General features: G+C 61.3%; 18 protein-coding genes. 15 read left to right on the top strand and 3 right to left on the bottom strand.

The window, feature by feature from the left end; translation table 11 throughout:
• Positions 1-11 precede the first annotated feature (11 nt).
• Positions 12-1,238 carry a multidrug effflux MFS transporter gene (locus tag ACN5AZ_RS05225; protein ID WP_419427805.1) on the bottom strand — a complete coding sequence of 409 codons (1,227 nt, stop codon included), beginning with the start codon at positions 1,236-1,238 and terminating at the stop codon, positions 12-14.
• Between the two features lie 180 nt (positions 1,239-1,418).
• On the opposite strand from ACN5AZ_RS05225, the gene ACN5AZ_RS05220 reads away from it, so the two are divergent.
• The 9 genes from ACN5AZ_RS05220 (at position 1,419) to ACN5AZ_RS05180 (ending at position 8,542) form a co-directional block, all read left to right on the top strand.
• Positions 1,419-2,951, top strand: coding sequence for an acyl-CoA carboxylase subunit beta (locus ACN5AZ_RS05220; RefSeq protein ID WP_419427804.1), 1,533 nt, complete (start codon positions 1,419-1,421; stop codon positions 2,949-2,951).
• 12 nt (positions 2,952-2,963) lie between these two features.
• A complete protein-coding gene (locus ACN5AZ_RS05215; RefSeq protein ID WP_419427803.1) occupies positions 2,964-3,326 on the top strand; it encodes a hypothetical protein in 363 nt (120 codons plus the stop codon).
• A complete protein-coding gene (locus tag ACN5AZ_RS05210; RefSeq protein ID WP_419427802.1) occupies positions 3,323-3,784 on the top strand; it encodes a DUF6497 family protein in 462 nt (153 codons plus the stop codon). Before ACN5AZ_RS05215 ends, ACN5AZ_RS05210 begins: the two co-directional genes overlap by 4 nt.
• A gap of 202 nt (positions 3,785-3,986) precedes the next feature.
• Complete coding sequence (locus ACN5AZ_RS05205) at positions 3,987-4,130, top strand: hypothetical protein (protein ID WP_419427801.1); 144 nt, start codon at positions 3,987-3,989, stop codon at positions 4,128-4,130.
• Between the two features lie 84 nt (positions 4,131-4,214).
• Entirely contained in the window at positions 4,215-4,583 is a 369-nt protein-coding gene (locus ACN5AZ_RS05200) for a hypothetical protein (protein ID WP_419427800.1), read from the top strand.
• Between the two features lie 643 nt (positions 4,584-5,226).
• Positions 5,227-5,433, top strand: coding sequence for a hypothetical protein (locus ACN5AZ_RS05195; RefSeq protein WP_419427799.1), 207 nt, complete (start codon positions 5,227-5,229; stop codon positions 5,431-5,433).
• A gap of 132 nt (positions 5,434-5,565) precedes the next feature.
• On the top strand, positions 5,566-7,566 hold the full coding sequence (locus tag ACN5AZ_RS05190) for an acetyl-CoA carboxylase biotin carboxylase subunit (RefSeq protein ID WP_419427798.1): 2,001 nt from the start codon (positions 5,566-5,568) through the stop codon (positions 7,564-7,566).
• Positions 7,567-7,594: 28 nt separating this feature from the next.
• Positions 7,595-7,972, top strand: coding sequence for a hypothetical protein (locus tag ACN5AZ_RS05185; RefSeq protein ID WP_419427797.1), 378 nt, complete (start codon positions 7,595-7,597; stop codon positions 7,970-7,972).
• Positions 7,973-8,017: 45 nt separating this feature from the next.
• Positions 8,018-8,542: a hypothetical protein gene (locus tag ACN5AZ_RS05180; protein ID WP_419427796.1), complete on the top strand. Its 525-nt coding sequence runs from the start codon at positions 8,018-8,020 to the stop codon at positions 8,540-8,542.
• Positions 8,543-8,552: 10 nt separating this feature from the next.
• On the opposite strand, the gene ACN5AZ_RS05175 is transcribed toward ACN5AZ_RS05180, so the two are convergent.
• Entirely contained in the window at positions 8,553-8,990 is a 438-nt protein-coding gene (locus ACN5AZ_RS05175; RefSeq protein ID WP_419427795.1) for a DUF4174 domain-containing protein, read from the bottom strand.
• Between the two features lie 79 nt (positions 8,991-9,069).
• On the opposite strand from ACN5AZ_RS05175, the gene ACN5AZ_RS05170 reads away from it, so the two are divergent.
• Positions 9,070-10,056, top strand: a complete 987-nt coding sequence (locus tag ACN5AZ_RS05170) for a hypothetical protein (protein WP_419427794.1) — start codon at positions 9,070-9,072, stop codon at positions 10,054-10,056.
• Positions 10,019-12,148: a methylmalonyl-CoA mutase gene (gene scpA, locus ACN5AZ_RS05165; RefSeq protein ID WP_419427793.1), complete on the top strand. Its 2,130-nt coding sequence runs from the start codon at positions 10,019-10,021 to the stop codon at positions 12,146-12,148. Before ACN5AZ_RS05170 ends, scpA begins: the two co-directional genes overlap by 38 nt.
• 73 nt (positions 12,149-12,221) lie before the next feature.
• Here scpA and nhaA read toward each other — a convergent pair whose 3' ends face one another.
• A complete protein-coding gene (gene nhaA, locus ACN5AZ_RS05160; protein WP_419427792.1) occupies positions 12,222-13,409 on the bottom strand; it encodes a Na+/H+ antiporter NhaA in 1,188 nt (395 codons plus the stop codon).
• A 140-nt stretch (positions 13,410-13,549) separates the two neighbouring features.
• Between nhaA and ACN5AZ_RS05155 the strand changes: the two genes are divergently transcribed.
• From ACN5AZ_RS05155 to ACN5AZ_RS05140, 4 genes are all read left to right on the top strand, one after another.
• Complete coding sequence (locus ACN5AZ_RS05155; protein ID WP_419427791.1) at positions 13,550-14,167, top strand: VOC family protein; 618 nt, start codon at positions 13,550-13,552, stop codon at positions 14,165-14,167.
• 93 nt (positions 14,168-14,260) lie between these two features.
• Positions 14,261-14,944, top strand: a complete 684-nt coding sequence (locus ACN5AZ_RS05150) for a TerB family tellurite resistance protein (RefSeq protein WP_419427790.1) — start codon at positions 14,261-14,263, stop codon at positions 14,942-14,944.
• Between the two features lie 3 nt (positions 14,945-14,947).
• Positions 14,948-15,952 (top strand): endonuclease/exonuclease/phosphatase family protein, encoded by a 1,005-nt coding sequence (locus ACN5AZ_RS05145; protein WP_419427789.1) that lies wholly within the window; start codon positions 14,948-14,950, stop codon positions 15,950-15,952.
• Positions 15,953-15,995: 43 nt separating this feature from the next.
• Positions 15,996-16,352, top strand: a complete 357-nt coding sequence (locus ACN5AZ_RS05140; protein WP_419427788.1) for a hypothetical protein — start codon at positions 15,996-15,998, stop codon at positions 16,350-16,352.
• Positions 16,353-16,357: the final 5 nt, after the last annotated feature.

Here is a 16,357-nt window from a genome sequence, read left to right as displayed (position 1 = left end):
TGCAACTTTGCTCAGGCGAGGTCCAGCCCTCTGATCTGTCGTTCGCGCCAGATGACCAGACCGATGGCGCAAATCGAGGCAAGCGAGGTGCCTAGCATCATCCACAGCAGCGGCCATGCGCCTGTGTCCGGTGTCAGCATCGTACCCGCCATCTGGCTTAGCGCAGCACCGCCGCCCAGCATGATTGCACCCGCAAGGCCCGAGGCGGTGCCCGCCAGATGCGGACGCACCGACAATGCGCCAGCGGTGGCATTGGGGATGCACATGCCGTTGCCCAAGCCTACGGTGGTCATGAAGCCAAAGAAGATCCACTCGGACTGCCAGCCTGCGGCAAACAGCGCCGCCAGCGTCGCCATGCCTGCGGACACGATAATCGCCCCCGACAGGACCATTGTGTTGATCCCGATCCGCGCTGAATAGCGCCCCGAGATATAGTTGCCTGCCGCATAACCTACGGCGGGCGCACCGAAGAAATAGCCAAGTGTTGCGGTGGACAGGCCAAACACCTCGATCCCGACAAAGGACGCGCCGCCGACGTAGGAAAAGAACGCGCCCGAGGAAAAGGCGCTGGCCAGCGCATAGCCCCAAAACCGCGGGGAGCGCAAAAGCTCGGGGTAGTTTGCAAACTGCTGACGCAATGTCAGCCCCGATTGGGCGGCCGTTTCCCCAAGATCGCGCCAAGCGAGCGCCATGATAAGCAGCCCGATCGCGCCCATCAGCCAGAAGTTTGCATGCCAGCCAAAGATTTCGGCAAAGGCCCCGCCGATGATGGGGGCAATCATCGGCACCAGAGACATGCCCATAGTGACATAGCCGATCATCGAGGCCGCTTGATCGGGGGGGTAAAGATCGCGCACCACCGCGCGGCTAAGCACCATGCCCACCACCACAGAGGATTGCACCATTCGGAAAAACAAGAACATCCCGACCGTAGGGGCTAGTGCGCAGCCAATGGTCGCGGCGATGAAGATGCCCATGCCCCACAGAATGACGGGTCTGCGCCCGAACCGGTCGGACAGCGTGCCGACCACCAGCTGCAGCGCGGCGTTCACCCCAAGGTAAAGCGATACGGCAAGCTGCATCGTGGCGTAATCGGTCTGGTACCAATCGGCCATGATCTTCAGGCTGGGAACAAAGATGTTCATTACCAACGCGGACATGCCGGCCAGCAGGACCAGTGTCATGATATGGGGCGGGGTACTGCGGTCGAGAAACCGCGCAGGCTGTGCTATGCTCATGCGGGATCGGTAGTGCGCGAGGGGCGGTTTGTCCACGAATTACGTGTCGCAGGCATATATACTTTTCTAATTTGCAATTAGCTTCGTGTCGTATTTTCATAGTTTGCAAATTTGCGAGGAAGTGCTTGAGCAGCCCTGCCCAGCCTGTATGTTCGCGGTGAACCAAAAGGGGCCTTTGCGATGAAAGACATCATTCAGGAATTGCACGATCGCCGCGAAAGCGCGCGCCTCGGGGGCGGGCAAAAGCGGATCGACGCGCAGCACACCAAGGGCAAGCTGACCGCGCGCGAACGGATCGAGCTGTTGCTGGATGAGGGCTCTTTCGAGGAATATGACACCTTCGTCGCGCACCGCTGCACCGATTTCGGGATGGAGCAAAACCGCCCCTACGGCGACGGCGTGGTGACCGGCTGGGGCACGATCAATGGCCGCATGGTCTATGTCTACTCGCAGGACTTTACGGTGCTGGGCGGATCGGTCTCTGCCACCCACGCGCAAAAGATTTGCAAGATCATGGACATGGCCATGCAGAATGGCGCGCCGGTGATCGGTCTGAACGATTCCGGCGGTGCCCGCATCCAAGAGGGCGTTGACGCGCTTGCAGGCTATGCCGAGATTTTCCAGCGCAATGTGCTGGCCTCTGGCGTGGTGCCGCAGATTTCTGTGATCATGGGGCCCTGTGCGGGCGGGGCGGTCTATTCGCCTGCGATGACCGACTTTATCTTTATGGTAAAAGACAGCTCTTACATGTTTGTCACCGGCCCCGACGTGGTGAAAACCGTCACGAACGAGGTCGTTACCGCCGAGGAACTGGGGGGCGCAGCCACCCATACAAAGAAATCCTCTGTCGCGGACGGGGCGTTTGAAAACGATGTAGAGGCTTTGGCCGAGGTGCGCCGTCTGGTCGATTTCCTGCCGCTCAACAACCGCGAAAAGCCGCCCGTGCGCCCCTTCTTTGACGATGTGGACCGGATCGAGACATCGCTGGATACGATTATCCCCGATAACGCGAACGCGCCTTATGATATGAAGGAGCTGATCGTGAAGGTCGCGGATGAGGGTGATTTCTACGAGATCCAAAAGGATTTCGCGGGCAACATCATCACAGGTTTCATCCGCCTCGAAGGGCAGACCGTGGGCGTTGTGGCCAACCAGCCGATGGTGCTGGCGGGCTGTCTGGACATTGATTCCAGCCGCAAGGCCGCGCGTTTTGTGCGCTTCTGTGACTGTTTCGAAATCCCGATCCTGACCTTGGTGGATGTGCCGGGCTTCTTGCCGGGGACGGCGCAGGAATACGGCGGGGTTATCAAACACGGTGCAAAGCTGCTGTTCGCCTATGGCGAAGCGACGGTGCCCAAGGTCACGGTGATCACCCGCAAGGCCTATGGCGGCGCCTATGATGTGATGTCGTCCAAGCACCTGCGCGGCGACGTGAACTATGCCTGGCCCACCGCTGAAATCGCTGTGATGGGGGCCAAGGGCGCGACCGAGATCATCCATCGCGCCGATCTGGGAGATGCCGACAAGATCGCGGCCCATACGCAGGAATACGAAGACCGGTTTGCCAATCCCTTTGTGGCGGCAGAGCGGGGCTTTATCGATGAGGTGATCCAGCCGAAATCCACGCGGCGGCGCGTGGCCAAGGCCTTTGCCATGCTGCGCGGCAAGCAGCTGTCGAACCCGTGGAAAAAGCACGACAACATTCCGTTGTAAGGGATCAGGCACGTGGCGGATCAGCAGATCAGACAATTGCGGGGCGGCTGGATCGAGGCGCGCGGGGAGGGGCGTTACCTGCTGACGCGCCAATGGCCTGCGCAATTCGATATTGCCGCGAGCGCGCGGTTTGATGATCTGCGGCCCGCCCGTCTCGCGCGCCAGATCCGGCAGGACATGTGGCGCGCCCTTCAGGGGTTGCGCGGCTTTGCCCCTGCTGTTCAAATTTGCTTTACCGGAGCGGGTTTGGATGTTACCGCTGGCGGGCGCGTAAATGGTCGCATTCCTCACGGTATCGAGTCTCAGATCCAAACCCTTCTTGACGATCCGGCGCGGCGCGCCCGGTGGTCGGCTTGGGCGCGGAGGGACGCATGACCATGGCAAACGAACACAACGTGGCAGGTGCGCCTGCCGCGATGGCGGCCCCGGCGGGAGGAGCGGGCGTCTTCGGACGACTGTGTCGGGGCTGCTTTATGATTGTCGCTGCGCTGGGCGTGAGCGCAGGCAGCGCATCGGCGCAAATCCTTTCGACCAGCGGGATCGAGGTGGCGTTTCACGACGACATTGACGAAGCACCGCTGTATCGCGTGCGCTATGTCGCGCCGCAACTCTCTGACGCGGAAATCGACTATGCGCTCGTCGCCGATGACATGCAGCGCCTGTGTGCCGAGGATGCGGTGCCGCGGCTGATCGCAGCAGGGCAAACCCCCGAACGCATCGTGCTGACCCTCATGGCCGAGCCTGTCGATTTCGGCGAGATGACGCCGATGGTACGCCAGTTTTTCGAGAGTTACACGGTTGTGGAAGGACTCTGTATTTGGGAGGCTTTCTGATGAATCCACAATATGTTGCGGGTCACCGTGGCTGTGGACAACGTTATGCGTCTTCCACGTCACAGCCCAACTCACTTATCGCGGGTACGTATCTTTTCCCAAAGTCAGGCGTTATCCTGTCACTCGATTGCAAATCAGCAATCGGCACCACGGAACGGGGGGCGGGATCATCCGCAACCCCGAATTTTGACAGGAGTAAGAGATGTCCAAGAGCATCAAGCTTCTTGCTATGCTTTCGGTTGTCGCAGGCCTCGCAGCTTGCGCACAGCAGGAAGAAGAAGAGTACGTTGTGGTCGATCCCGAGCCCATCTCGGTCGAGCCCGTGTACACCGGCAAGTACAAGTAAGACCCTATCGGGGCGGGGGTTCGCTCTCGTCCCGACATTCCTATCGAGCACGGCTGCAACGGCCCCCAACAGAAAGGGCCGGGTATGCTGAAGCATCGCGGCTTCCCCGGGCGTCTTCCGGGGACTGATTTCCAATTCACGGTTCGCCGCGCCAATCCCAAGGGCGCGACCGAGATCATCCGGCGCGAACGCTACCGCGACCGCCGTCCGCCCGACCGCAAGGCCGACTGGGTCTTTATGTCGGCGCTCTGGCACTACTTTGGCGACCAGCCGTTTGAGCGCGGCAATCTGGACGCGGGACGTCTGTCCTGGCTGTTCGGGCGCGAGGTGCTGCCCTACGACCCCGACACCTTTGATCCCACCGACTACGAGGCGATGTTGATCATCGACGAGACCGCCGCGCGCGCGTCTTTCCCAGAGGCCTTCGAAGAAGCGGAGCCGTGGGAAAAGTGATGCGCGTGGATTTGCCGATCCCTTCCACTTTTGCGCGGCACGCTGCCGATCCTGCCGGGGTTGGCAAATGCTGCTATGCAGAACGGTTGGGGTTTGCAAATCTGGGTTCAGTACAGGGGCTTCGGCTGCATTCCGTCTTTCGTTCCGCCCCTGTTCTTTCCCCCAAGAAGGGGCGGTCGGCCGTGTCCCCGGAACGATCGCCCCGCCGGGCGGTTACGGCGTTGCCGTTGCGCGAGAACGCCGGAGCGGTTGTTTTTCCGTGGATTTCGCGCGGTTCTGGCATATCCTTTGGGGACAGGCAGGCAGCAGAGGCATCCATATGCGCTACGCACGACTATCCCTTGCGGTTTCGGCCTTCGCGGTCCTTGCGTCTTGCGCGAACCTCTTGGCTTCGCAGCGCGAAGTCACGCGGGCGGCCAGCACACCGAAACCCGTCCTGCATCGCAGCGACGCCGCGGACAGCATCGGCCAGTGTTCGCAATACCCCTCGCGCTGCTGATATTCGCAACCGTCGGCGGGTTTACGGCGATTTTTTCGAAAATTTGGCAGAGAACTGCCATAGCGCGGGAACCTTTCTGGCGCTTGCCACGTTCAACGGTACATTCGACCGGCGAGCGATGGCTCGGAACAGAGAGGACATATCATGCGTATTCTTGCCCTTACATTTGCAGCGGCATCCACACTTGGCCTTGCGGCTTGCGAAGGCACTGACCTGGAGCGCGGCGCATTGGGCGCGGGCATCGGTGCAGCCGGCGCCGCAGCCACGGGCAGCAACGTTGCAGCAGGCGCGGCCATCGGCGGCGCGGCAGGCGTTGTGTGTGACGACATCACCCCGCAGCTGTGCAACTGATCCAGTTTTTGGTGCAGGCGTAACGTCTGCCCAATTTGTTATGTGCGAACGCCGTTCGACCCCTTCGGGTCGGGCGGCGTTTTCGCGTGCACTAGACGTGTCACACGACACGAGGGAGAAAAAGGGACCGAAATGTTTAACAAGATCCTGATCGCCAACCGGGGCGAAATCGCCTGCCGTGTCATCAAGACCGCGCGCAAGATGGGCATCCAGACCGTCGCGATCTATTCGGATGCCGACAAGAACGCGCTGCACGTAGAGATGGCGGACGAGGCGATCCACATCGGCCCGCCACCCGCCAATCAATCCTACATCGTCATCGACAAGGTGATGGACGCGATCAAACAGTCCGGCGCGCAGGCGGTCCATCCCGGCTACGGCTTTTTGTCCGAGAACGCCAAATTCGCCGAAGCGCTGGAGGCCGCAGGCGTGGCCTTTGTCGGCCCGCCCAAAGGCGCGATCGAAAAGATGGGCGACAAGATCACCTCGAAAAAGATTGCCCAGGAGGCCGGTGTGTCGACCGTGCCCGGCTATATGGGCCTGATCGAGGATGCCGAAGAAGCGGTGAAGATCTCGAACGAGATCGGCTACCCCGTGATGATCAAGGCCTCTGCCGGGGGCGGCGGCAAGGGCATGCGCATCGCGTGGAACGACGATGAGGCGCGAGAAGGGTTTCAAAGCTCCAAGAACGAGGCGGCGAATTCCTTTGGCGATGATCGCATTTTTATCGAAAAATTCGTCACCCAGCCGCGCCACATTGAAATTCAGGTGCTCTGCGATGCCCATGGCAATGGCGTTTGGCTGAACGAACGCGAATGTTCGATTCAGCGCCGCAACCAGAAGGTCGTCGAAGAGGCGCCGTCGCCCTTCCTTGATCCCGAGACGCGCCGCGCCATGGGTGAGCAGTCGTTGGCACTGGCCAAGGCTGTGGGTTACGCGAGCGCCGGTACGGTGGAATTCATTGTCGATGGTGACAAGAATTTCTACTTCCTTGAAATGAACACACGTTTGCAGGTGGAACATCCCGTCACGGAGCTGATCACCGGCGTGGATCTGGTGGAACAGATGATCCGCGTGGCCAATGGCGAGCCGCTCACGATCATGCAGGATGACGTCAAAATCAACGGCTGGGCCATCGAAAACCGCCTGTATGCCGAGGATCCGTATCGCAACTTCCTGCCCTCCATCGGGCGTCTGACGCGTTACAACCCACCCGCCGAGGGCCCCTTGGGCGAGGGGATCGTGCGCAATGACACAGGCGTGTTCGAGGGCGGCGAGATCTCGATGTTCTACGACCCGATGATCGCCAAGCTGTGCACTTGGGCCCCCACGCGCGAGGCTGCGATCGAGGTGATGCGCAACGCGCTCGACAGTTTCGAGGTCGAGGGGATCGGTCACAACCTGCCATTCGTGGCAGCCGTGATGGATCACCCGAAGTTCATCTCGGGCGAGATGACCACGGCCTTTATCGCCGAAGAATACCCCGACGGGTTCGAGGGCGTGATGCTGGACGATGCGCATTTGCGCCATGTGGCGGCGGCGGCTGCGGCCATGAACCGTGTGGCCGAGATCCGGCGCACCCGCGTGACCGGCACCTTGGGCAATCACGAACGCCGCGTCGGCACCGACTGGAACGTGGCGCTGCAGGGCGTTGATTTCGACGTCAGCATTGACGCGGATCACGACGGGGCCACGGTGCGTTTTGCGGACGGCCAAGCGCTGCGGGTCGAAGGGGACTGGACCCCCGGCAACAGCCTTGCGCGGATGACCGTCGAGGGCGCGCCGCTGGTGCTGAAGGTCGACAAGATCACCCAAGGCTTCCGCCTGCGCACCCGTGGCGCGGATCTAAAGGTCAACGTGCGCAGCCCGCGTCAGGCGGAACTGGCGCGTCTGATGCCCGAAAAGCTGCCGCCCGATACCTCCAAGCTGCTGCTCTGCCCGATGCCGGGGTTGATCGTAAAGGTCGACGTCGAAGAGGGCCAAGAGGTGCAGGAAGGCCAAGCGCTGTGTACCGTCGAGGCGATGAAGATGGAAAACATCCTTCGGGCCGAGAAAAAGGGCATCGTGGCCAAGATCAACGCCGCCGCCGGTGACAGCCTCGCGGTGGACGATGTGATCATGGAATTTGAATAAAATGCGCCACGTCGCCGCCATATGGCTCATGCACGCGCTGGCCTTTGTGGCCGGGCTGGTGCTGAGCGGTGTGGCGGCGATGGGCTTTTGGACGGCTGTGCCCTCTGACGGTGCGACGTGGTTCATCTTTGGCACCGCCTTGTCGGTGGCGATCCTCGCGCTGGGGCTGGGCTATGGGCTGTATCTGACGCTGATGGGGTTGCTTTTGAACCTCGACCTCGGTTGGGGCTACTACCTGCTTGGACCTGTCATCGTTCTGGCGGTGATGGGGCTGGTGTTTGCGCTGGTCTACGCAGGCGTTCTGACCGTCGGACAAGGCAGCATTGGCGGCTATGCGCTGTTGTTTGTGATCGGCGGGGTTATCATGGTGCGGCGGGCGGCCCTTGGGGCCGAGGATGCCGCATGAGGCAGGCAACCTTTCCTAAAGTGTTTTCTGTCAGCACTGCCTACGATGATGTCTGTCTATGCCATATTGCCGTTGCGGGTCGTGCTGCTGAGCGCGCTGTTGCTGCTTGCCGGGTGTGGTCCGCTCGACCGCGAAGAGACGCTGCGCGAGGAACTGGCGAGCTATTTCTACATCAGCAAAACGCTGCGTTTCGAATCCCAAGGGCAATGTACGGCGGCGATTTTTCAGCTGGTCTCGCAGGGCACGCGGCGTCCGGTGGCTGTGGTGTCCGATGTGCGCGCGGGGCTGCGCCTGATCAAACAGGGGCGGGTTGTCGCCTTCGACGTGACGGACGCGACGCCGAACGAGGTGTCCGAACAGGTGATGTCGATCAGTCTCGAAGAGGGCGTCGGCCTGATTTCCAGCTTCATCGGACCGGCGATGGAATGCATGGACGACCAGTTCCAGATCGACGCCTATTACGCGCTGACGACGCCGGACACGCTGGCGATCTACGATCCTGCGGCCAACGCCTTTATGATGTTGCATCGCCCAAATCGGCTGCTGTTTTTTATGCGGGGCACGATCTAGGGCGCGCGGATTATTGGCTGCGCAGCTCGTCCTGTCGCAGCGGCAACTTGTCGATGGAGCGGCTGATCTCTCTCACCGACCAAGGGCGCGGCTTGCGTGTGACGATGGTGCCGTCTTTGGCCAAGACCACCAGCGCAAAGCCCCGTGGCCGCAGGGCCTGCCGCACCGCGCTGCGCGCGGCGGGGTCGCTGTCGGTGATCACAACCACATCGAGGTCGTCCAGCGCATCGGGACGGTCGAGCAAAAGTTCGATCTGTTCACGAAATCTGGGGTCGTTTGGGCTGTCGGCAAAGACCACAACGGGGCGTTTGACCCACAGCCAGTCTTCCAGCGTGGTGTCGGCGGCCGGCACCACAATGTCCACAACGGGATCGTTTTCGGCGGCTACAACAGGCGCGGCCAGCAACATCTGGGCGCAAAGCCCGCTCAAAGCGAAGAACCTTTTCATAAAGCTCTATATAAACTCTTGGGCCGCAGCCGCACAGGGCTGCGACAAGACGCCCAATGAAAATTTTACCTTTAACAGGATGCCAAAGGGCTGCGCCGGATACTCGGCCCCGATGCAAAGCGATCACAGTGGGGTGGTCGGGCAACTGTCAGGGGTGGCTGCGGCGATGGGACTGATCTTGCATGTGGGGGCGCATCGCACGGCGACGACAAGCCTGCAGAGCTTTTGCCGCGCTCAACGCGGCACGCTGAAGTCCCTCGGGGTGACGGTTTGGGGACCGCGTCAAACCCGCGATGGACGACTACATGACGCGATGGGGGGCGACCCCGCGGCAGCGGATCGGCTGGCAGCGCAGATCCGCGATGTGCAAACTCCTATCTTGCTAATTTCCGACGAAAACATGCTCGGTATGCCGCGCAAATGTCTGCGCGAGGGGGCGCTGTATCTGGATGCGGGTCCGCGTCTTGGGCAGATGGTCGCTGTCACAGGTCCGGTGGACGCGATTGTCTTGCAGATCCGCGCGCTGGATCTGTGGTGGGCGTCGCTGCTGGCCTATCTGATTGATCGCGGGGTCGATGTTCCCGATGCCGCACGGATCGCGACGTTGGGGCAAGGCGACAGGACGTGGCGGCATGTGATCACGGATCTCGCGCAGGCCTGTCCGCAGACCGCTATTATGGTGACATTGTTCGACGATTGCGCCAGCCGTCCCGATCTGTGGCTCTCTGCGGTGACAGACCGAGATGTCCCGAAGGCCACGTCCGAGCAACGCAACGCGTCAAAGGATGCAAACACCCTGCGGCAGCAGCTTTTGCAGCGGGGCGGGCAGGCGGGCGCATTGGGCGCACAAGAAGGGCGGTACATGCCGTTTGACGCCCAACAATCCGCGCATCTGCGCGAGGCTTATGTCGACGATCTGTTCTGGCTGCGCGCAGGGGCGGATGGTCTGGCCACATTGATATCAGGGGCGGCCCTGACACGGACGAAGAACACTTCGCCACAGACGCCGCAGAGGAGAGGACAAGACAATGACAAAGCTGCCCGAGGACTGGCGCAAAACCGCTGAGAAAGAACTGCGTGGCCGGTCGGTGGACGACCTGACGTGGGACACCCTCGAAGGGATCGCCGTCAAACCGGTCTATACCGCCGAAGACACCGCAGAGCTGCCGCATATGGGCAGCCTGCCGGGGCAGGAGCCGTTCACCCGTGGCGTGAAGGCGACCATGTACGCGGGCCGCCCGTGGACGATCCGTCAATATGCAGGCTTCTCCACCGCCGAGGAATCGAACGCCTTTTACCGCAAGGCGCTCGCCGCAGGGCAGCAGGGGGTCTCGGTCGCTTTCGATCTGGCGACGCACCGTGGCTATGACAGCGACCACCCCCGCGTCGAAGGCGATGTGGGCAAAGCTGGTGTGGCCATCGACAGCGTCGAGGACATGAAGATCCTGTTCGACGGCATTCCCTTGGACAAAGTTTCGGTGTCCATGACCATGAACGGGGCAGTGATTCCGGTGCTGGCGAATTTCATCGTCACCGGCGAGGAGCAGGGCCATGACCGCAGCGTGCTGTCCGGCACCATTCAGAACGACATCCTCAAGGAGTTCATGGTCCGCAACACCTACATCTACCCGCCCGCGCCATCGATGCGGATCATCTCGGACATTATCGATTACACGTCGAACCAGATGCCCAAATTCAACTCGATCTCGATTTCCGGCTACCACATGCAGGAGGCGGGGGCGAACCTTGTGCAGGAGCTGGCGTTTACGCTGGCGGACGGCAAGGAGTACGTGAAGACCGCCATGGAAGCGGGCATGGACATCGACAAGTTCGCGGGCCGGCTGTCGTTCTTCTTTGCCATCGGCAAGAATTTTTTCATGGAAATTGCCAAGCTGCGCGCCGCGCGCCTTTTGTGGCATCGCATCATGACCGATCTGGGCGCGCAGAACCCGCGCTCCAAGATGCTGCGCACCCATTGCCAGACGTCGGGCGTGTCGCTGGCCGAGCAAGACCCGTACAACAACGTGATCCGCACCGCTTACGAGGCGATGTCGGCGGTGCTGGGCGGGACTCAAAGCCTGCACACCAATGCGCTGGACGAAGCTATCGCCCTGCCGACAGAATTCAGCGCCCGCATCGCCCGAAACACGCAGTTGGTGCTGCAGGAAGAAACCGGCGTGACCAATGTCGTCGATCCGCTGGCGGGGTCCTATTACGTCGAAAGCCTGACCAACGAGCTGGCGGAAAAGGCATGGGCGCTGATCGAAGAGGTCGACGAGATGGGCGGCATGACCCGCGCCGTCGAATCCGGCATGCCCAAGCTGCGCATCGAAGAGACCGCCGCCCGCCGTCAGGCCGACATCGACCGGGGCACCGATGTGATTGTCGGGGTGAACAAATACCGGCTGGAGAAGGAAGAGGATCTCGACATCCTCGATATCGACAACGCCAAAGTGCGCGAGGCGCAGGTTGCGCGGCTGGCGCAGATCCGGTCCACCCGTGACGAGACCGCCTGTCAGGCGGCGCTGGACGAGCTGACCCGCCGTGCCGCTGAGGGCGGCAACCTGTTGGAGGCCGCAGTCGAAGCGGCGCGCGCCCGTGCCACCGTGGGGGAGATCAGCATGGCAATGGAAAAGCAATTCGGACGCCACCGGGCAGAGGTCAAGACCCTCGCCGGTGTCTATGGTGCGGCCTATGAGGGGGACGAAGGCTTTGCCGCCATTCAGAAATCCATCGAAACCTTCGCCGAGGAAGAGGGCCGCCGCCCGCGTCTGCTGGTGGTCAAGATGGGACAAGATGGCCATGATCGCGGGGCCAAGGTGATTGCCACCGCCTTTGCCGATATCGGCTTTGACGTGGATGTGGGCCCGCTGTTCCAGACGCCGGATGAGGCGGCGCAGGACGCCATTGACAACGACGTGCATGTGGTCGGGATCTCGTCGCAGGCGGCGGGCCACAAGACGCTGGCCCCGCAACTGGTCAAGGCGCTGAAAGACGCCGGGGCCGAGGATATCATCGTGATCTGTGGCGGGGTGATCCCGCAGCAGGACTATGACTTCCTGTACAACGCAGGGGTGAAGGCGATCTTTGGTCCCGGCACAAACATTCCCGCAGCAGCACAGGACATCCTGAAACTGATCCGCTCCGCGCGCGGTTAAGATCATCCAGCGATTCAAACGAAACGCGGCCCCGTTTTCACGAGGCCGCGTTTTTTGCGTCGCATAGACGGGTTTATTCGGCGGCCAGCGACTCGGGCTCTGCGTCCGGCGCGGTGGACAGACGCAGGGCCAGATAGCCCAGAATGCCCGACACGATAGAGCCACCCAAAACGCCAAGGCGGACCTGGTTCATCAGGATCGGATCATCAAAGCTGAGCGAGCCGATGAACAGCGACATGGTAAAGCCGATGCCCGCAAGGCAAGCGATGCCGTAGATTTGCGCCCATGTCGCGCCATGCGGCATGCGTGCCCATCCCAGTTTGACCATCAACCACGTACAGCCAAAGACGCCCAACTGCTTGCCCACAATCAGACCCAAGGCGATGCCCAAGGGCAGCGGTGCGGCCAGATCGCTCAGCGACATGCCTTGCAGCACAACGCCCGCGTTGGCGAAGGCAAAGACAGGGATGATCACATAGAGCACGTAAGGGGACAGGTTATGTTCCAGCGAATGCAGCGGGGATTTGCCCCACTTGTCCTTCAGCGGGACAAAGAACGCCGTGACCACACCGGCCAATGTCGCGTGAACACCGGATTTCAGCACCAGCACCCACAAAATGACGCCCAGCATCAGAATCGGGGCGTAGCGGTGCACGCGCTTGTGGTTCAGATACCACATGACCGCCAGCGGGATCAGCGCCATGAACAGGTAATTGACCTTTAGCTCGGCGGTATAGAACAGGGCGATGATTACGATCGCGCCCATGTCGTCCAGAATGGCCAGCGTCAGCAGGAACACTTTTAGCGAGGACGGCACACGGTCCCCGACCAGCGCCAGCACGCCAAGGGCAAAGGCAATGTCGGTCGCCGCAGGAATCGCCCAGCCATTGACGGTCGCGGGGTCGCTGTAGTTGAACGCAAGATACACCAGCGCGGGCAGGGCCATGCCACCAATCGCCGCCACACCGGGCAGCACCACGTCCGAGGGGTTCTTGAGCTTGCCTTCCAGCAGTTCGGCCTTCAGCTCCAGCCCGATAAGAAAGAAGAAAATCGCCATGAGACCGTCGTTGATCCACAGGATCAGCGGTTTCTCAAGGCCGTCGCCGTTGATCGTGACGGCAAAATAACTGCCAAGCACGCCATCGTAGATCGAAGAAAGTCCCGAGTTCGCCACGATCATCGCAGCTATCGCCGAGAGCATCAGTAATATGCCCCCTGACGCCTCGTGGCTGAAAAAACGGTCCAGCGCGCGAAGCAGCATCCAGTATCCTCCCGTTGGGTGTAATTGTTCTGTGGCAAAATGGGGTGTTTGGCGCAATTTTCAACGTGAAAACGCAACTTTTGCGCTTTGCAGCGGCGCAAAGCGCACATATCGTTCCTTGGCTTCATGAAGGTTAACGAATGGTCAAACTGACACTGGATCACATCGCTGTGCTGGGCGAAACTTTGGCCGAGGCGATCGCCCATGTGGAACACACGCTAGGGCGGACCATGGGCGGGGGCGGCGCCCATCCAAGGTTTGGCACCCATAACCAGTTGATGGGACTGAACCCGGCTCTGTATCTCGAAGCCATTGCAATCGATCCCTCTGGCCCGCCGGTCGAGGGGGCGCGCTGGTTCGGGCTGGACCATTTTACGGGCCCTGCGCGGTTGGATAAGTGGGTTTGTACGGTCGACGATATCGATGCGGCCATTGCGGCCTTGCCCATGGCGGGGCGGGCGGTGCATCTGACGCGCGGTGGGCTAAGCTGGACCATGGCTGTGCCAGAGGACGGTCTGCTGCCTTTTGACGGGTTGTTTCCGGCGCTGATCCAGTGGCATGTGCCCGTGCCGCCGGGCAAAAGCCTTGCCGGAGACGACGTGGCACTGACCGGGCTGGAGGTGCGGCACCCGCGCGCAGATGAGCTCAAGGCCCTGCTGGCGCCATATCTGGATGCGCCGATGGTGAGCTTTACCAACGGGACAGCCGGGCTGCGTGCCGAAATCCGCGAGCTGGATCGGGTCACCGTTCTGTCCTGAGCGCCACCTTCCCTAAGCTGCGGTAAACAGTTCTCCCGAAAATTCTACATTTCACGTCCTGACACCCATGCTGCGGCGCGGTAATATGGGTCTATGTCGATTTGGTCACGCATAACGCAGGCATTGGCGGCGCTTACCTCGGGCGAGGGGCTGAGCCATTTGTTCGAACGCATGCGCACCCCGCCAGAGCGGACGGTGGCCTTTACCATCGCGGTCATCGCCCTGTCGGCAAAGATGGCAAAGGCTGACGGGCTTGTGACCCGTGCGGAGGTGACGGCTTTTCGCGAGGTGTTCCGCATCGCCCCCGAAGAGGAAGAGAATGCCGCCCGCGTGTTCAATCTGGCCCGTCAGGATGTGGCCGGGTTCGAGGACTACGCCCGCCGGATCCGCAAAATGTTTGACGACAACCACAGCGTTCTGTGCGACGTGATGGAAGGCCTGTTTCACATCGCCATGGCCGACGGCCGGTATCATCCGGCGGAGGATGCGTTTTTGTCCAGTGTGGCCGAGGCCTTCGAGATGGACGAGATGCGGTTTCGCAGCCTGCGCGCCCGTTGGGTGCCCGATTGCGCATCCGATCCCTATACGGTGCTTGGGGTGACACCTGACACGCCGCTGCCCGACATCCGCAAACACTGGCGGCAGATGGTGCGCGACAGCCATCCTGATACGATGATCGCGCGTGGCGTGCCGGAAGAGGCGCTCAAAATCGCGGAGCGGCGCATGGCCGACATCAATCGCGCTTGGGAAGAAATCTCGACCCGGACGGCAGCCTGATCGGTGCGGATCGCAACCTATAACGTGGAATGGTTCGACGCTCTGTTTGACGATGACGGGGCGTTGCTGGTTGACGATGTGATCACCGCGCGGCGCAAACTGCCACGCCGCCAGCAAATCACCGCCTTGGCGCAGGTGTTCCGTGCCATGGATGCCGACGCTGTCATGGTGATCGAGGCCCCCGATACCTCCGCGCGGCGGTCGTCCACCCGCGCACTGTCCCGTTTCGCAGAGGAATTTGGCCTGCGGACCTCGGCGGTGGTGACCGGCTTTACCAATGACACGCAGCAGGAAATCGCGCTGATGTACGATCCGGCTGTGTTGTCCGTGACCCATGATCCCGGCGCGGGGCCGGATGCACCGCGGTTCGACGATGTCTTCGCGATTGATCTGGATGTGGACGCGGCGCCCGATGCGGTGCGGTTTTCCAAACCACCGCTAGAGCTGCAGGCAAAGACGGTGGATGGCGCCGAATTCCGCATGATCGGTGCGCACCTGAAATCCAAAGCCCCCCATGGCGCAAAGTCGCCCGAGGATGTGTTGCGCCTGTCCATCGCCAACCGGCGCAAACAATTGGCGCAGGCGGTCTGGCTGCGGCGCAGGATCGACAGCTTGCTTGAAGCGGGGGAGGAGGTGATCGTTCTGGGGGATCTCAACGACGGTCCGGGGCTGGATGAATTCGAACATCTCTTTGGCAAGTCTTCGGTGGAGATTATCCTCGGCCAGCCGCCGCATGCGCTGTATGATCCGCATGCTTCGCGCGCCTTGGTCAGCCGGATCAGCGCCCAGCCAACGACCGCGCGGTTCTATCTAGAACATGAGCAGCGGTACCTGCAGGCCCTTTTGGATTACATCATGGTGTCTGATGGCCTGCGCAGGCGGCATATGCCACGTTGGCGGATCTGGCACCCGTTCGACGACCCGCAGTGTTGGCAGGATGACGCCTTGCGCAAGGCGCTGCTTGACGCCTCGGACCATTTTCCGGTGACGCTGGATCTGTCGATCTGAACGCCGCCCTTGCGGTTTGGCTGCGCGGCGTTACCTTTGGTGTATGATACGCCACGCAGCCCTGTGCCTTTTGATCGCGTCACCTCTCGCCGCCCAAGACGACGACGGGGGATTTGACCTGATGCAAGAAGGGGCACGCTTGTTCTTTCGCGGGCTGATGTCCGAGATGGAGCCGACACTGGACGAGCTGCAGGGGGCGATGCGGGAATTCCAGCCGATGATGCAGGATTTTCTGACAGAAATGGGTCCCGCCCTGCGCGATATTCTAGAGGAGGTCGAGGACTGGTCAGCCTACCATCCTCCTGAAATGCGCGATAACGGGGACATCGTGATCCGCCGTAAGACGCCGCCGGCGCCAGACGCGCCGGTGGGTGAGACGCCGGAAGAGATCGAGCTGTAACGGCC

Origin of the sequence: Sagittula sp. SSi028 (assembly GCF_048553715.1) — a bacterium.
Taxonomy (GTDB): domain Bacteria; phylum Pseudomonadota; class Alphaproteobacteria; order Rhodobacterales; family Rhodobacteraceae; genus Sagittula.
This window is presented reverse-complemented; position numbering and strand designations above follow the sequence as displayed.

Excerpts from the sequence above, each read along its gene's own strand:
- ACN5AZ_RS05225 (WP_419427805.1), bottom strand. The coding sequence starts at position 1,238 with ATGAGCATAGCACAGCCTGCGCGGTTTCTCGACCGCAGTACCCCGCCC.
- ACN5AZ_RS05220 (WP_419427804.1), top strand. The coding sequence starts at position 1,419 with ATGAAAGACATCATTCAGGAATTGCACGATCGCCGCGAAAGCGCGCGC.
- ACN5AZ_RS05210 (WP_419427802.1), top strand. The coding sequence starts at position 3,323 with ATGACCATGGCAAACGAACACAACGTGGCAGGTGCGCCTGCCGCGATG.
- ACN5AZ_RS05205 (WP_419427801.1), top strand. The coding sequence starts at position 3,987 with ATGTCCAAGAGCATCAAGCTTCTTGCTATGCTTTCGGTTGTCGCAGGC.
- ACN5AZ_RS05200 (WP_419427800.1), top strand. The coding sequence starts at position 4,215 with ATGCTGAAGCATCGCGGCTTCCCCGGGCGTCTTCCGGGGACTGATTTC.
- ACN5AZ_RS05195 (WP_419427799.1), top strand. The coding sequence starts at position 5,227 with ATGCGTATTCTTGCCCTTACATTTGCAGCGGCATCCACACTTGGCCTT.
- ACN5AZ_RS05190 (WP_419427798.1), top strand. The coding sequence starts at position 5,566 with ATGTTTAACAAGATCCTGATCGCCAACCGGGGCGAAATCGCCTGCCGT.
- ACN5AZ_RS05185 (WP_419427797.1), top strand. The coding sequence starts at position 7,595 with ATGCACGCGCTGGCCTTTGTGGCCGGGCTGGTGCTGAGCGGTGTGGCG.
- ACN5AZ_RS05180 (WP_419427796.1), top strand. The coding sequence starts at position 8,018 with ATGATGTCTGTCTATGCCATATTGCCGTTGCGGGTCGTGCTGCTGAGC.
- ACN5AZ_RS05175 (WP_419427795.1), bottom strand. The coding sequence starts at position 8,990 with ATGAAAAGGTTCTTCGCTTTGAGCGGGCTTTGCGCCCAGATGTTGCTG.
- ACN5AZ_RS05170 (WP_419427794.1), top strand. The coding sequence starts at position 9,070 with ATGCCAAAGGGCTGCGCCGGATACTCGGCCCCGATGCAAAGCGATCAC.
- scpA (WP_419427793.1), top strand. The coding sequence starts at position 10,019 with ATGACAAAGCTGCCCGAGGACTGGCGCAAAACCGCTGAGAAAGAACTG.
- nhaA (WP_419427792.1), bottom strand. The coding sequence starts at position 13,409 with ATGCTGCTTCGCGCGCTGGACCGTTTTTTCAGCCACGAGGCGTCAGGG.
- ACN5AZ_RS05155 (WP_419427791.1), top strand. The coding sequence starts at position 13,550 with ATGGTCAAACTGACACTGGATCACATCGCTGTGCTGGGCGAAACTTTG.
- ACN5AZ_RS05150 (WP_419427790.1), top strand. The coding sequence starts at position 14,261 with ATGTCGATTTGGTCACGCATAACGCAGGCATTGGCGGCGCTTACCTCG.
- ACN5AZ_RS05140 (WP_419427788.1), top strand. The coding sequence starts at position 15,996 with ATGATACGCCACGCAGCCCTGTGCCTTTTGATCGCGTCACCTCTCGCC.